Consider the following 13,327-nt stretch of genomic DNA (forward strand, 5'->3'; position numbering starts at 1 on the left):
TCCTACGAGGATGGGGCCGTGGAGTTCTCCGAGGTCCTCACCCGGCGGCGCATGGTCCGCCGCTACGACGGCCGGCCCGTGGCCGGCGAGGTGCTCACCCGGGTCCTGGCCGCGGCGCTGCGGGCCCCCAGCGCGGGCAACAGCCAGGGCCGGGACCTGCTGGTGCTGCGCTCGGCGGCCGACCGGGAGCTGTTCTGGGCCACGACGGCGCCGGCGGGCGGCGGGGCGGCGGACGCCTGGCTGACGGGGATGAGGACCGCACCCGTGGTGGTGCTGCTGCTGGCCGACCCCGGCGCCTACGCCCGCCGCTACGCCGCCCCGGACAAGCCGGGCCCGGACCGCGACGCCGCCACCTGGGAGGTCCCCTGGCCCGACGTGGACACGGGCATGGCCGGGCTGCTGGTGCTGCTCGCGGCCGTCGACGCCGGGCTCGGGGCGTGCCTGTTCGGCGTCCCGGCGGCCGCGCGCGCCGGGGTCCACGCCGTCTTCGCGGTCCCGGCCGACCGGCGGCTGGTGGCGGCCGTGACGCTGGGGCACCCGGCCCCCGGGGAGGCCTCGCGCCCCTCGCGGCGGCACCGGCGCACGGTCGCCGACACCGTGCACGAGGGGCGGTTCGGCGTGCCCTGGAACCGCTGAGGGCCCGCGGGGCGGCAGAATGCGCCCATGCCCCGCAGATCCGGACCTCCGCCGACCGACGTCCCCGAACGGATCGTCGACATCGACGTCGAGCAGGAGATGCAGGGCGCGTTCCTGGAGTACGCGTACTCGGTCATCTACTCCCGGGCCCTGCCCGACGCCCGCGACGGCCTGAAGCCGGTGCAGCGCCGCATCCTCTACATGATGCAGGACATGGGGCTGGTCCCGGCCCGGGCGCACGTGAAGTCCGCCCGCGTCGTCGGGGAGGTGATGGGCAAGCTCCACCCGCACGGCGACGTCGCGATCTACGACGCCCTGGTCCGGCAGGCCCAGGCGTTCACGATGCGCCTGCCGCTGGTCGACGGGCACGGCAACTTCGGCTCCCTGGACGCCGGCCCGGCCGCCCAGCGCTACACCGAGGCCCGGATGGCGCCCGCCGCGCTGCTCATGACGACGGGCCTGGACGAGGACGTCGTCGACTTCGTCCCGAACTACGACGACCGGCTCGTCGAACCCGGTGTCCTGCCCTCGGCGTTCCCGAACCTGCTCGTCAACGGGGCCAGCGGCATCGCCGTGGGGATGGCGACGAACATGCCCCCGCACAACCTCGTGGAGGTCGTCGGCGCGGCCCGCCACCTCATCAGGCACCCCGAGGCCGACCTGCCCGCGCTCATGCGGTTCGTGCCCGGCCCGGACTTCCCCACCGGCGGTCGCGTCGTGGGCCTGGAGGGCATCCGCGACGCCTACGCCACCGGTCGGGGGACGTTCCGCACCCGGGCCAGCGTGAAGGTCGAGAAGATCGGCCGGCGCCAGGGGCTCGTGGTCACCGAACTGCCCTACGGCGTCGGGCCCGAGCGGCTCGTGGAGAAGATCGCCGACAACGTCAAGAACAAGCGCCTGCAGGGCATCGCCGACGTCACCGACCTGTCCGACCGCCGCAACGGGATGCGCCTGGTCATCGAGGTCAAGAACGGGTTCAACCCCGACGCCGTCCTGGAGCAGCTCTACCGCCTGACGCCGATGGAGGAGACCTTCGGCATCAACAACGTGGCCCTGGTCGAGGGTCAGCCGCGGACGCTGGGGCTGAAGGAACTCCTCGAGGTGTTCGTCGCCCACCGCGTCGACGTGGTGCGCCGGCGCACGCAGTTCCGCCTGGGCAAGGCCCAGGACCGGCTGCACCTGGTCGACGGGCTGCTGCTGGCGATCCTCGACATCGACGAGGTCATCGCGATCGTGCGCTCCTCCGACGACGCGGGCTCCGCCCTGACCCGGCTGGTGGAGCGGTTCTCCCTCTCGGAGACACAGGGCCGGTACATCCTCGACATGCAGCTGCGGCGCCTGACCCGGTTCTCCCGCCTGGAACTCGAACGCGAGCAGGCCGACCTGCAGGCCACGATCGCCGCGCTGCAGGCGATCCTCGACGACGAGCAGCGGTTGCGGGGCCTGGTCAGCGACGAGCTCGGCCAGGTCGCCGCCGACCACGGGACCCCGCGCCGCACGGTGCTGCTGACGTCGTCGGGACCGGCGAGCGGTGCGGCCGCGGCGACGCAGCTGGAGATCGAGGACGACCCGTGCTGGGTCCTGCTGAGCTCGGCCGGGCTGCTGGCCCGCACGAGTTCGGCCGAACCCCTGGGCACCGAGGGCCGGCGGTCCCGGCACGACCTCGTCGTGGCGGCGGCCCCGGCCACGGCCCGCGGCGACGTCGGCGTCCTGACCTCCACCGGGCGCCTGGTGAAGGTCTCGGTGCTGGAACTGCCGACGCTGCCGCCGGTGGCGGGCCGGACGAACCTGTCCGGCGGCACCAGCGTCAAGGAGTTCGTGACGCTGGGCAAGGGTGAACGGGCGCTGACGATCGTGCCGCTGCCGGTGGCCGGCGTGGAGGACCCCGACGACCCGGGGTTCGCGCTGGCCACGGCGTCGGGCATCGTCAAGCGGGTCGTGCCCGAACCCCTGGGCAACCGTCCCGAGGTCGACGTCATCGCCCTGAAGGACCTCACCGCGCGGCAGAAGGACGAGGTCGTGGCGGCCACCGCCCTGACCACGGGGCAGGAGGACCTGGTGTTCGTCACCACCGACGCCCAGCTCCTGCGGTTCTCCGCCGCGCTGGTGCGCCCGCAGGGCCGGGGGGCCGGCGGGGTGGCGGGCGTGAAGCTCTCGGCCGGGGCGCGGGTGCTGTCGATGACCGCCGTGGCCCCGGACGCGCCCGGCGCGGTCGTGGTCACGGTCGCCGGGGACGCCGCCGGCGGGGTCTCGCAGGTGGGGTCGGCCAAGGTCACCCCGCTGTCGGAGTACCCCTCCAAGGGCCGCGCCACGGGCGGGGTCCGCTGCCACCGGTTCGCCCGCGGTGAGGACACGCTGCTGCTGGCGTGGGCCGGCCGGGGACCGGCCGAGGCCGCGACGTCGACGGGCAGCGCCGTGGCGTTGCCGGACGTCCCGGGCCGGCGCGACGGATCGGGCACCGCGCTGGACAAGCCCGTCGCGGCCGTGGCCGGTCCGCCCGTCACGAGCTGAGACCGGGGTACCCGGTCGACAGCCGGGGGCGGGAGGCGGTAGGTCTGCTGGGCATGGCTGACCCGACCCCCGCCCCGGACCCCGCGCGCCCGACGAGCCCCGACGGCACGTACCTGGCGGGGGTCCGGGCCGCGATCGACCGGGCGGCCGCGAGCGCCGAACCCCTGCGCAGCGGGCACACCGGGGCGGCCGAGGAGGTCCTGGCCGCCACCGAGGCCGCCGTCGAGGGGGCCGGGCCGGACCTGCTGGCGCTCAGCCACGCGCTGCACGCGCACCCGGAGGAGGCCTTCGCCGAGCACGACTCGGTGCGGGCGGTGGCCGACCTGCTGGCCCGCCACGACGTGCCGGCGCAGGTGGGCGTGCACGGCCTGGACACGGCGCTGCGCGCCAGCGTGAGCGCCGGGCAGGGCCCGACGGTGGCCGTCCTGGCCGAGTACGACGCCCTGCCCGGCATCGGTCACGGCTGCGGGCACAACGTCATCTGCGCCGGCGCGGTCGGGGCGTTCCTCGGGCTCGTGCACGCCCTGCGCTCGGGGGCGGTGGGCGGGACGGCGGTGCTGCTGGGCACCCCGGCCGAGGAGGGCGGGGGCGGCAAGGAGCTCATGGCCCGCGACGGGGCGTTCGAGGGCGTGGACGCCGTCGTCATGCTGCACCCGTTCTCCTACGACGTGGCGATCCAGCCGTTCCTGGGCCGGCGCCAGGTGCGCGCGACGTACCGCGGGGTCGCCGCCCACGCCTCGGCCCAGCCGTTCATGGGCCGCAACGCCCTGGACGCCGTCGTCGCCGGGTACACCGGGATCGCCATGCTGCGCCAGCACATCACGCCCTCCGACCGCGTCCACGGCATCGTCCTCGACGGCGGGCAGCGGCCCAACGTCGTGCCCGCCACGGCGAGCGCGGAGTACTACGTCCGCTCGGGCGAACCGGCGACGCTGGCCGACCTGTGCTCGCGGGTGGAGCTCGTCCTGCGGGCCGCGGCGGCCATGACCGGCACCGGGGTGGAGCTGGAGTGGGACCGGCAGCCGGCCTACCTGCCGATCCGGGCCAACCGGGAACTGGCGGCGCGCTGGACGGGGCACCAGCAGCGGCGCGGGCGGACGTCCCTGCCGCCGGGCGTGGTGCCCGAGACGCTGTCGGGGTCCACCGACCTGGGGAACGTCAGCGTCCGCGTCCCGGCCATCCACCCGATGCTCGCCGTGTCCTCCCCCGGCACCTCCCTGCACACGGCGGAGTTCGCGGCGGCGGCCGGGTCGCAGACCGGTGACCGGGGGGTGCTCGACGGGGCGGTCGGGCTGGCCCTCACGGCCCTGGACGTCCTCGCCGACCCCGCGTTGCTGGCCGCGGTGCGGGCGGAGTTCCAGGAGGCCGGCGGGGTGATGGACGTCGAGGAGTTCCTGCGGTGATCCCGGTGGCGGGCGGCCCCCGGGCCGCTCAGAGGTAGTTCCCCGTCAGGGGCGCCGGCTGCCACCGGCCCTCGCGCACGACCTGCAGGACCGCGTCGGTGCTCAGCTCGTCCCCGTGGCCCAGGACGGTGCGGCGCACGATCTCGCGCAGGTCCGCACCGGTGACCCCCGGCGGCAGGTGCGCGGCGACCGCGGCGCAGTCCACCGCGCCGCCGGCGAACGGTCCCAGCAGCCGCTGCAGGATCGCCTCGCACGCCTCGCGGTCGGGGGCGGTGAGGTGGACGACGGCGTCGAAGCGGGCCGAGCGGGTGGCGGCGGCGTCCAGGGCCGAGGGGTCGTTGGTGCTGGCCAGGGTCAGGACGTCGCGGTACTCCTCGGTGCCGTCCAGGACGGCGAGGAAGTCGGCCAGCGCCGTCCCCCGCGCCCCCGCCTTGCGGTCGCCGAGGTAGAGGTCGACGTCCTCCAGGACCACGACGCACGGGCCGAGGTCGGTCGTCTCCCGGTACACCTGCCGCAGGACGCTGGAGGCCGCGGCGGCGTCGACGATGATGACGGTGAACTCCCCCGCCAGTTCCCGGGCCACGACCCGGCTCAGGGCGCTCTTGCCGACCCCGGGCGGGCCGGCGAGCAGCACGCCGCGGTTGGTGCCCAGGCCCATGCTGCGCAACAGGTCCGCCCGCGAGGTCAGCGCGGCGACGTTCGCGTCGATCTCGGTCCACACGGGCGCCGGCAGCACGAGGTCGCCGCGCCCGCCCGGGCCCAGCGCCGTGGGTTTCAGCTTCAGCGGCAGGTGCGCGTCGGCGTGCAGGACCCGGCCGCGGTAGAACCCCTTGTCCCGCCGGGCGGTGGCCAGCAGCGCGTCGGCCACGGTCCGCGCGGCGGCGTGGTCACCGGGCCGGGACAGCACCCGCAGCGAGGCGGGCTGGGGTTCGTACTCGTGCTCGGCCAGCTGCACGACCACGTCGGCGTCGGTGGCCGTGCCGGCGGGGAAGAACGCCGCGGCCGACGTGGGCACCGAGACGTGCTCGTCGAGCAGGTCGATGCGCTGCCACGTGGGGGGTTCGTCGTCCTCCACGGGCCCGAGCACGGCGCCGTGCAGCTCGACGAGGTCGGCCAGGGCCGCGCCCACGGACACCGCGCGGGTGTTCGTCAGGTCCACGCGCTCGGACACCAGCGCGGTGTGCGGCACCCGCAGGTGGGTCTCGACGAAACCGTTCGCCGTGGTCGGGGACCGGTCGCCACCGGCGAGCACCTCCCCCAGGACGGTCAGGGCGCGGCGCACGTCGGCGGGTTCGGTGGCCAGGCGCCGGGCCAGGGCGGGGGCGAGGGCGTCGGGGACCGGGTCGTGGACCGGAACGGGGGTCGGATCGTCGTCGGGCACCGGACGACGCTACGTCCGCACGCCCCGCGGGGCCAGGGGCGGCCCGCGCCCCCCGGGGTCGGACCGGGTCAGACCGGGGTGACCTCGCCGTCGTAGGGGCGGAACTCCACCCCGGCGAACAAGTCCTCCCGCGGGTCCCGGTCGTGGTCCAGGACGTCCTTGGAACCCCACACCTGGACGGGGGTGCCCGCGGGGGAGATCTCCGGCCAGCCGGGGTCGCCCGTCGCGGCGAAACCCGTCCACGCCTGGACCACGCGGCGCGACAGGGCGGCGGCGGCCGGGGTGGGGAACACCCCCGGCACCCGGGAGCCGAGGCGCGGGAGGCGACGGGCCAGCGGCAGGACGGGCACGGCGTGCAGGAACGGTTCCATGGCCTGCGGGTTCCCGAACGCGAACGGCACGTCGAGGCCGTGGGTCGCGCCGAACCGGCCGCCGAGGAACGGCGAGCGCCAGGCGAACCGGGCCAGGTGGGTCCGGCCGCCGGCGGCGGTGTGGGCGCGGGCGAACCGGCGGGAGGGTTCGGCGAACAGCGCGTCGGAGAGCAGGGCGTCGCCCACGGCGCCGGGACCGGCCTGGGGCAGCAGGGCGCGGTAGCCCGCGACGGCCGAGGGTGGCAACCCGACAGCCGCGGCGAACGCGCCCACCTGCTCGAAGGTCGTGGCGACGGGGGCGAACCCGCTGCGGGAGAACAACGTCCACTCGTCCGCGACGGTCTGCACGAGCAGGTCGACGGCCGGGTCACCACCGGCCTGCTCCCCCTGCATGAACGGCCCCGTCACCACGTCGCCGTCGACGACGGGGTGGTACAGCAGCGGGACGGATCCGCGCACCCCCGCCTCGGGGTCGGCGGCCAGGTCCTGGGCGACGGACTCGGACGCGGCGAGCAGGCGGACCGGGGGCAACCCGGCGAAACCCTCGCGGGTGGCCGGGACGCGGGCCGCGCGCGCGACCAGCTCGGCCACCCGCCCGGCCTGGGCGAGGGTGTAGGTCTCCCCCGTGATGCTGGCCGCGATCGCGCGCCGGAACAGGCCCCGGGCCTGGCGCGCGCACAGCAGGGCGGCGACGGAGGCGGCCCCGGCGGACTGGCCGGCGATCGTCACCCGGTCCGGGTCGCCCCCGAAGGCGCGCACGTTCTCGGCCACCCACCGCAGCGCCGCGACCTGGTCGAGCAGACCCCGATTGTGCGGGGCGCCGGGCACGGCGCCGAACCCCTCGAAACCCAGCCGGTAGTTCATGGCGACGACGACGAAACCGCGGCGCACCCAGGCCCCGGGGTGGTAGCCGGGAGCCGACCCGGAACCGGCGACCCAGCCACCGCCGTGGATCCAGACGATGACCGGCAGGTCGCGCGGGAGGTCGGCGGGCACGTGGACGTCGACCGTCAGGTGGTCGGCCCCCGCGGCCGGGGACCAGCCGTACCCCGAACGCGGGTCCTGCGGGGCGACGGGCGAGGGTTCGCGCGCCTCGCGGACGCCCTCCCAGGGTTCCACCGGCGCCGGGGCGGCGAACCGCCGCAGCCCGACCGGGGGTGCGGCGTAGGGGACGCCGCGGAAACTCACGACACCGCGCTCGGCGGCCCGGCCGCGCACGCCGCCCGCCGTCGTCACGACGACCCTGGGCACGTCCGACACCTCCACCGCTGCACGCCTGGTCCTGTGGATCCCTCGGCGAGGCCGGGGGGACGTCCCGCCGAGGGATCCTGCGCCCGAGGCTACAGCGCGAGGACGTCCGCGTCGGCCGAACGCGCCGCCGCCGCGCGGGCGGTCTGCGGGGAACCGGCCTCCAGCGCCGCCCCGGCCATCGCCACGCAGGTGCCCAGGTCCGTGCGGGACAGGGCGAAGCGGACGGCGGGCACGGCGGCCGGGGCCATCGACAGGCTGCGCACGCCCAGGCCCACGAGCACGAGGGCGAGCAGCGGGTCCCGGGCGGCCTCCCCGCACACCCCCACGGGGACGTCGACGAGGCCGGTCGCGCGGACCAGGTCCAGCACCGCCGGCTGCCAGGGGTCGAGCAGGTCGGCCAGGTCGCCCTCGAGGCGGTCGGCGGCCATCGCGTACTGCGTCAGGTCGTTGGTGCCCAGACTGACGAAGTCGAGCCCGGCGGCCACGAGCTGCCTGGCCCGCAGCGCGGCGGCGGGGACCTCCACCATCGCCCCGACCGTGCGCAGACCCGCCGCGCGGGCCTGGGCGGCGAACCGCCCGGCCTCGTCCGGGGTGGAGACCATGGGGGCCATCACCCACGGCTGCGTGCCGGTCCGCTCGGCCGCCGCGGCCAGGGCCGCGAGCTGGGTCGCCAGCAGGTCCGGGTGGCGGCGCGAGGTGCGCAGACCGCGGACCCCGAGCGCGGGGTTCTCCTCGGCGGCGACCTCGACGAACGCGAGCGGTTTGTCCGCTCCGGCGTCCAGGGTCCGCACGACGACCTTGCGGTCGCCGAACGCGGAGAACACCCGTGCGTAGGCGTCGGTCTGCTCCTGCAGCGTCGGGGCGCTCGCGCGGTCCAGGAACAGCACCTCGGTCCGGAACAGGCCCACGCCCTCGACGTCGTGGGCCGCAGCCCGTTCGGCGTCCTCCAGCGTCCCGACGTTGGCCAGGAGCTGCACGGCCGTGCCGTCGGCGGTGCGGCCCGGGCCACCGGCCGAGGCGGCCAGCGCGGTCCGGGCGGCGCGGCGGGCCCGGACCTGCTCGCGCAGGGCGACCGGCGGGTCCGGCGTCACCGTGCCGGCGCGGGCGTCGAGCGCGACGTCCGTGCCCGCGGGCAGGTCCAGCGCCCCGGCCACGCGCACGAGGCACGGGATGTCGAACTGCGCGGCGATGATGGCGGTGTGGCTGGTCGGCCCGCCCAGTTCGGTGACGATGCCGACGACGAGCGAGAGGTCCAAGGCCGCGGTGTCGGCCGGGGCCAGGTCGCGGGCCACGACGACCGAGGGTCCCCGGAGCTGCGGGACACCGGGTTCGGGCAGCCCCAGCACGCGGGCCACGACGCGGTCGCGCACGTCGCGCAGGTCGGTGACCCGTTCGGCCAGGTAGGGGCCGCTGGCGGCGAGCACGGCGCAGAACTGCTCGACGGCCTCGTCGACGGCGGTGGCCGGACCGGACCCGGCCGCCAGGCGCTGGTCGACGACGGCGAGCAGGCCCGGGTCGGCGGCCATGAGCGCCGTGGCCTGCAGGACCTCCGCCGTGGTGCCGCCGGAGGTCTCCGCACGCCGGCGCAGTTCCGCGGCGACGGCCTCGAACGCCTCCCGGACGCGGGGTCCGGCGGCGGGGTCGGCGGGTTCGCCGGCCGGCGGGCGGGCGGGCGGGGCGAGGACGACGACCGTGCCCACCGCGGCCCCCGTCCCCACGCCCACGCCCCGCAGCGCGGTGGTCACCTCGGGCACGAGCTCAGGCATCGTGGTCGGTCTCGACCAGCTCGACGAGGGAGTCCAGCGCCGCCTCGGCGCCCTCCCCGTCGGCGGTGAGCGTGACGCGGTCGCCGTGCTGCGCGCCCAGGCCCATGACCATGAGGATGCTGCGCGCGTCGACCGGGTCGCCGTCGCCGACGGCGATGGTCACCGGCAGCCCGGTGGCCGCGGCGGCCTGGACGAACAGCGAGGCGGGGCGGGCGTGCAGCCCCACGCGGGAGGCGACGGTGGCGGTGCGGATGCTCATCTCGGGTCTCCTCAGACGGTCGCGGGCTGGGCGGTGTCGGGCTGGGCGGGGGCGGTCTGCGCCTGGGGGGCCGTGCGGTGCAGGCCCTTGAGGACGACGACGGCCAGGGCGGTCACGACCGTGCCCAGCAGGATCGCCACCACGTACAGCAGCGGCTGCCCGACCAGGCCCAGCACGACGAGGCCGCCGTGGGGGGCGCGCAGGGTGTTGCCGAAGGCCATCGTCAGCCCGCCGGTGAGACCGGACCCGATCATCGCGGCGGGGATGATGCGCAGCGGGGCGGCGGCCGCGAACGGGATCGCGCCCTCGGTGATGAAGAACGCCCCGAGCAGGACCGCGGCCTTGCCGTTCTGCCGCTCGGCCTCGGTGAACAGGTTCCGGCGGACGAACGTCGCCAGGGCGATGCCCAGCGGCGGCGTCATCCCCGCGGCCATGACGGCGGCCATGACCTTGAGCTCGACGGGGTTGCCGGAGGATGTGGCGACGGTGGCCAGGCCCGTGGTGGCGAACGTGTACGCGACCTTGTTGATCGGGCCGCCGAGGTCGGCGGCCATCATGACGCCCAGGATGACGCCGAGCAGGACGATCCCGCTGCCGGACAGCGAGTTCAGGCCGGCGGTGAGTTCGTCCATGAGCCAGGCGATCGGCCGGCCCAGGACGACGAGCATGGCCCCGGCGGTGACGAACGTGGCCAGGAGCGGGATGACGACGACGGGCATGATGCCGCGCACGGCGTTGGGCACCTTGAGCCGGGCCAGGCCCAGGGCGACGAAACCCCCGAGGAACCCGGCGACGAGGCCGCCGAGGAAACCGCTGCCGACGGTGACGGCGATGGTGCCGCCGACGAAACCGGGGGCGATGCCCGGACGGTCGGCGATGCCGAAGGCGATGAACCCGGCCAGGACGGGGACGAGGAACCCGAAGGCCGCGGCGCCGAGGACGAACAGCAGCCCGGCCCAGGCGTCGGCGGACAACGGGTCGAACCCGGCGATGAGGTCGGCGGCGGTGACGTCGGAGATCGTGTACCCGCCGATGAGGAAGGCCAGGGCGATCATGATGCCGCCGGCGGCGACGAACGGGATCATGTAGCTGACCCCGGTCATGAGCCACTGCCGCACGCGGGTGCCGACCCCGGCGTTCGAGGTGACCTTGGTGGCCAGGGCCGGGCCGCCGGCCGGGGCGGCCGGGTCCGGGGTGGAGCCCTTCGGCGCGGCCTCGACGGCCGCGACCGCGGCGGCCAGGACGCCGGGGGCGTCGGCGACGGCCTTCTTGACCCCGACGTCGACGAACGGCAGCCCGGTGAACCGGTCCTTGTCGCGGACCTCGAGGTCGGCGGCGTAGATGACGCCGTCGGCCGCGGCGATGACGGCCGGGTCGAACGGGGCGGACCCGGCCGAGCCCTGCGTCTCGACCTGCACGTCGTGCCCGGCGGCCTTGCCGGCCTGCTCCAGGGCCTCGGCGGCCATGTACGTGTGGGCGATGCCCGTGGGGCAGCTGGTGATCGCGACGAACCTCATCGCCCGTACACCTCCGTCAGGACGGTCGAGGACACGGCGGCCGCGTCGGGCGCCTGCAGCAGGGACTCGCGGAAGGAGACGTGCACGAGCTTGCGGGCCAGGGCCGCGAGGATCTGCAAGTGGTCGGCCTCGCCCTCGGTGGGCGCGGCGATGAGGAACACGAGGTTGGCCGGGCCGTCCGGGGCGCCCCAGTCGATGCGCTCGCCGGAGACGACGCGGCCGATCGCCAGGCTCGGCACGGTCACGGCCGTGGACCGGGCGTGCGGCAGGCCGATGCCGCCGGGGATGCCGGTGGCCATCTGCTCCTCGCGGGCGGCGACGTCGGTGAGGAACTGCTGCAGGTCGGTGACGCGCCCGGCGTCGGCCAGCGTCTGCGCCAGCTGACGCGTCGCGTCGACGCGGTCGGTCGCCACCAGGTCGGTGAGGACGAGTTCGGGAGCGGTCAGGTCGGTCATCGCTGCAGGTCCTTCACGAGGGTGTCGGGATCGGGATCGGTCAGGGTCCGCACGGCGGTGGCCGCGCGGGAGGTCTCGTTCTCGCCGGGGACGGAACTGCCCGGGAGCAGGACGGCGGCCCGGCCCCAGGCCACGGCCGTCGCCAGGCGCTGGGCGGGGGTCCCGCTCGCGTGCAGGAAACCCGCGAGCGTGCAGTCGCCGGCCCCCACCGTGCTCAGCGGGACGAGGGGTTCTCCCCCGGCCCACACCACGCCGTCGTCGCCGACGAGCAGGGCGCCGGCGCCGCCGAGGCTGACGAGCACCTCGCCCACGCCGCGACCGCGCAGTTCGTCGGCGGCGCTCACGACGTCGCCGACGGTGTGCAGCCCGCGGCCCAGCAGGTCGGCCAGTTCGTCCTCGTTGGGTTTGAGCACGTCCGGGGCGGCCTCGACGGCGGCCGCGAGCGCGGCCCCGCTGGTGTCGACCGCGGAGCGGACCCCGGCGCGGCGGGCGGCGGCGACGAACCGCGCGTGCAGGTCCACGGGGGCACCGGGCGGGAGGGAACCGCTGCTGACGAACCAGTCCGGGTCGGTTCCCAGGACGTCGGAGACGGTGCGCTGCAACGCCTGCACGTCGTCGGCGGTGAGGTCCGGGCCGGGTTCGTTGAGCTTGGTCGTGGTGCCGTCGGCCTCCACGACGGTGGTGTTCGTGCGGATCGTCCCGGCGATCGGGACGGTCAGCGCGCGCACCCGCTGCGGGGCGAGCAGCGTTTCCAGGCGAGCGCCGTCGACGCCGCCGGAGGGCAGGACGGCGGTGGCGGTGTGCCCGTGCCGGGCCAGGGCGCGGGCGACGTTGACGCCCTTGCCACCGGCCTCGACCGAACCGGCCAGGGCCCGGTGCACCTCCCCGCGGGTGAGGACGGCGAGTTCGACGGTGTGGTCGATGCTCGGGTTCGGGGTGGCGGTCAGGACCTTCACGCGCGCACCACCCGGGGGCCGGCGGCTTCGACGTCCCCGAGGATGTCGGGGTCGGTCGCGGAATCGGTGATCACGGTGTCGAGCGCCTCCAGGTCTGCGACGTGGGCGAAGTCGTCCCGGCCGAACTTGGTGTGGTCGGCCAGCACCACGGTGCGCCGGGCCGAGGAGATGAGCCGGCGCTTGACCGCGGCCTCGGCCAGGTCCGGCGTCGTGAGCCCGTGCTCGACGGTGAGGGCGTTCGTCCCGAGGAAGCAGACGTCGGCGAACACCTCGGCCAGGGCGCGTTCGGCCCAGACCCCGACCGCGGCCAGCGTGCGGCCGCGGACGGTGCCCCCCACGAGGTGCAGCGTGAGGTTGGAGCGGTGCGCCACCTGCTGGGCGACGACCTGGGCGATGGGCAGGGCGTGGGTGACGACCACGAGCTCGCGGTCGGCGGGCAGGAGCTCGGCCAGGCGGGCCGTGGTGGTGCCGGCGTCCAGCAGCAGCGTGCCCCCGTCGGGCAGTTCGGCCAGGGCCGCGCGGGCGATGCGGTTCTTCTCCGCCGCGGCCACCTCCTGGCGTTCGGGGACGGCCAGCTCGGCGCCGAGTCGTTCGACGGGGATGGCCCCGCCGTGGACGCGGCGCAGGACGCCGCGGCGTTCCAGGACGGTGAGGTCGCGCCGGATGGTCTCCGGCGTCACGTCGAGCAGGTCGGCCAGCGCGGCCACCTCGACCCGGCCGGCGTCGCGCGCCGCGTCCAGGATCGCCTGGTGCCGCTCCGGTGCGTACATCTGCGTGCTCCTGCTGACGTCCTCGTCGGTGCTGACGTCCTCGTCGGGGTC

The 13,327-nt window shown here is 76.0% G+C and carries 11 protein-coding genes; 3 read left to right on the plus strand and 8 right to left on the minus strand.

The window, feature by feature from the left end; all coding sequences use genetic code 11:
* The first annotated feature begins 18 nt into the window (after positions 1–18).
* From AB2L27_RS03160 to AB2L27_RS03170, 3 genes are read left to right on the plus strand one after another with little or no spacing between them, the layout of a single operon-like run.
* On the plus strand, positions 19–636 hold the full coding sequence (locus AB2L27_RS03160; RefSeq protein ID WP_370440019.1) for a nitroreductase family protein: 618 nt from the start codon (positions 19–21) through the stop codon (positions 634–636).
* A 27-nt stretch (positions 637–663) separates the two neighbouring features.
* Positions 664–3,147 (plus strand): DNA gyrase/topoisomerase IV subunit A, encoded by a 2,484-nt coding sequence (locus AB2L27_RS03165; protein ID WP_370440020.1) that lies wholly within the window; start codon positions 664–666, stop codon positions 3,145–3,147.
* A gap of 53 nt (positions 3,148–3,200) precedes the next feature.
* Positions 3,201–4,550, plus strand: a complete 1,350-nt coding sequence (locus AB2L27_RS03170; protein WP_370440021.1) for a M20 family metallopeptidase — start codon at positions 3,201–3,203, stop codon at positions 4,548–4,550.
* A gap of 28 nt (positions 4,551–4,578) precedes the next feature.
* On the opposite strand, the gene AB2L27_RS03175 is transcribed toward AB2L27_RS03170, so the two are convergent.
* The 8 genes from AB2L27_RS03175 to AB2L27_RS03210 all read right to left on the minus strand — a co-directional run bounded on the left by AB2L27_RS03175 (position 4,579) and on the right by AB2L27_RS03210 (position 13,276).
* Complete coding sequence (locus tag AB2L27_RS03175; RefSeq protein ID WP_370440022.1) at positions 4,579–5,931, minus strand: ATP-binding protein; 1,353 nt, start codon at positions 5,929–5,931, stop codon at positions 4,579–4,581.
* Between the two features lie 68 nt (positions 5,932–5,999).
* Entirely contained in the window at positions 6,000–7,553 is a 1,554-nt protein-coding gene (locus AB2L27_RS03180) for a carboxylesterase/lipase family protein (RefSeq protein ID WP_370440023.1), read from the minus strand.
* Between the two features lie 89 nt (positions 7,554–7,642).
* Positions 7,643–9,319 (minus strand): putative PEP-binding protein, encoded by a 1,677-nt coding sequence (locus tag AB2L27_RS03185; RefSeq protein WP_370440024.1) that lies wholly within the window; start codon positions 9,317–9,319, stop codon positions 7,643–7,645.
* Complete coding sequence (locus AB2L27_RS03190; RefSeq protein ID WP_370440025.1) at positions 9,312–9,578, minus strand: HPr family phosphocarrier protein; 267 nt, start codon at positions 9,576–9,578, stop codon at positions 9,312–9,314. Before AB2L27_RS03190 ends, AB2L27_RS03185 begins: the two co-directional genes overlap by 8 nt.
* 11 nt (positions 9,579–9,589) lie before the next feature.
* Positions 9,590–11,095 carry a PTS fructose transporter subunit IIC gene (locus AB2L27_RS03195; RefSeq protein ID WP_370440026.1) on the minus strand — a complete coding sequence of 502 codons (1,506 nt, stop codon included), beginning with the start codon at positions 11,093–11,095 and terminating at the stop codon, positions 9,590–9,592.
* The gene (locus tag AB2L27_RS03200; RefSeq protein WP_370440027.1) at positions 11,092–11,550 is read right to left on the minus strand and encodes a PTS sugar transporter subunit IIA; all 459 of its coding nucleotides are present in this window, start codon (positions 11,548–11,550) and stop codon (positions 11,092–11,094) included. The genes AB2L27_RS03195 and AB2L27_RS03200 overlap by 4 nt, the downstream gene beginning before the upstream one ends.
* Entirely contained in the window at positions 11,547–12,506 is a 960-nt protein-coding gene (locus tag AB2L27_RS03205) for a 1-phosphofructokinase family hexose kinase (RefSeq protein WP_370440028.1), read from the minus strand. The genes AB2L27_RS03200 and AB2L27_RS03205 overlap by 4 nt, the downstream gene beginning before the upstream one ends.
* A complete protein-coding gene (locus tag AB2L27_RS03210) occupies positions 12,503–13,276 on the minus strand; it encodes a DeoR/GlpR family DNA-binding transcription regulator (protein ID WP_370440029.1) in 774 nt (257 codons plus the stop codon). Before AB2L27_RS03210 ends, AB2L27_RS03205 begins: the two co-directional genes overlap by 4 nt.
* Positions 13,277–13,327 lie beyond the last annotated feature (51 nt).

The sequence above is a fragment of the Kineococcus halophytocola genome (assembly GCF_041276425.1).
Classification (GTDB): domain Bacteria; phylum Actinomycetota; class Actinomycetes; order Actinomycetales; family Kineococcaceae; genus Kineococcus; species Kineococcus halophytocola.

What these genes read in the sequence shown, in the direction of transcription:
- AB2L27_RS03165 (WP_370440020.1), top strand. Translation starts at nt 664, where the DNA reads ATGCCCCGCAGATCCGGACCTCCGCCGACCGACGTCCCCGAACGGATC.
- AB2L27_RS03170 (WP_370440021.1), top strand. Translation starts at nt 3,201, where the DNA reads ATGGCTGACCCGACCCCCGCCCCGGACCCCGCGCGCCCGACGAGCCCC.
- AB2L27_RS03185 (WP_370440024.1), bottom strand. Translation starts at nt 9,319, where the DNA reads ATGCCTGAGCTCGTGCCCGAGGTGACCACCGCGCTGCGGGGCGTGGGC.
- AB2L27_RS03190 (WP_370440025.1), bottom strand. Translation starts at nt 9,578, where the DNA reads ATGAGCATCCGCACCGCCACCGTCGCCTCCCGCGTGGGGCTGCACGCC.
- AB2L27_RS03195 (WP_370440026.1), bottom strand. Translation starts at nt 11,095, where the DNA reads ATGAGGTTCGTCGCGATCACCAGCTGCCCCACGGGCATCGCCCACACG.
- AB2L27_RS03200 (WP_370440027.1), bottom strand. Translation starts at nt 11,550, where the DNA reads ATGACCGACCTGACCGCTCCCGAACTCGTCCTCACCGACCTGGTGGCG.
- AB2L27_RS03210 (WP_370440029.1), bottom strand. Translation starts at nt 13,276, where the DNA reads ATGTACGCACCGGAGCGGCACCAGGCGATCCTGGACGCGGCGCGCGAC.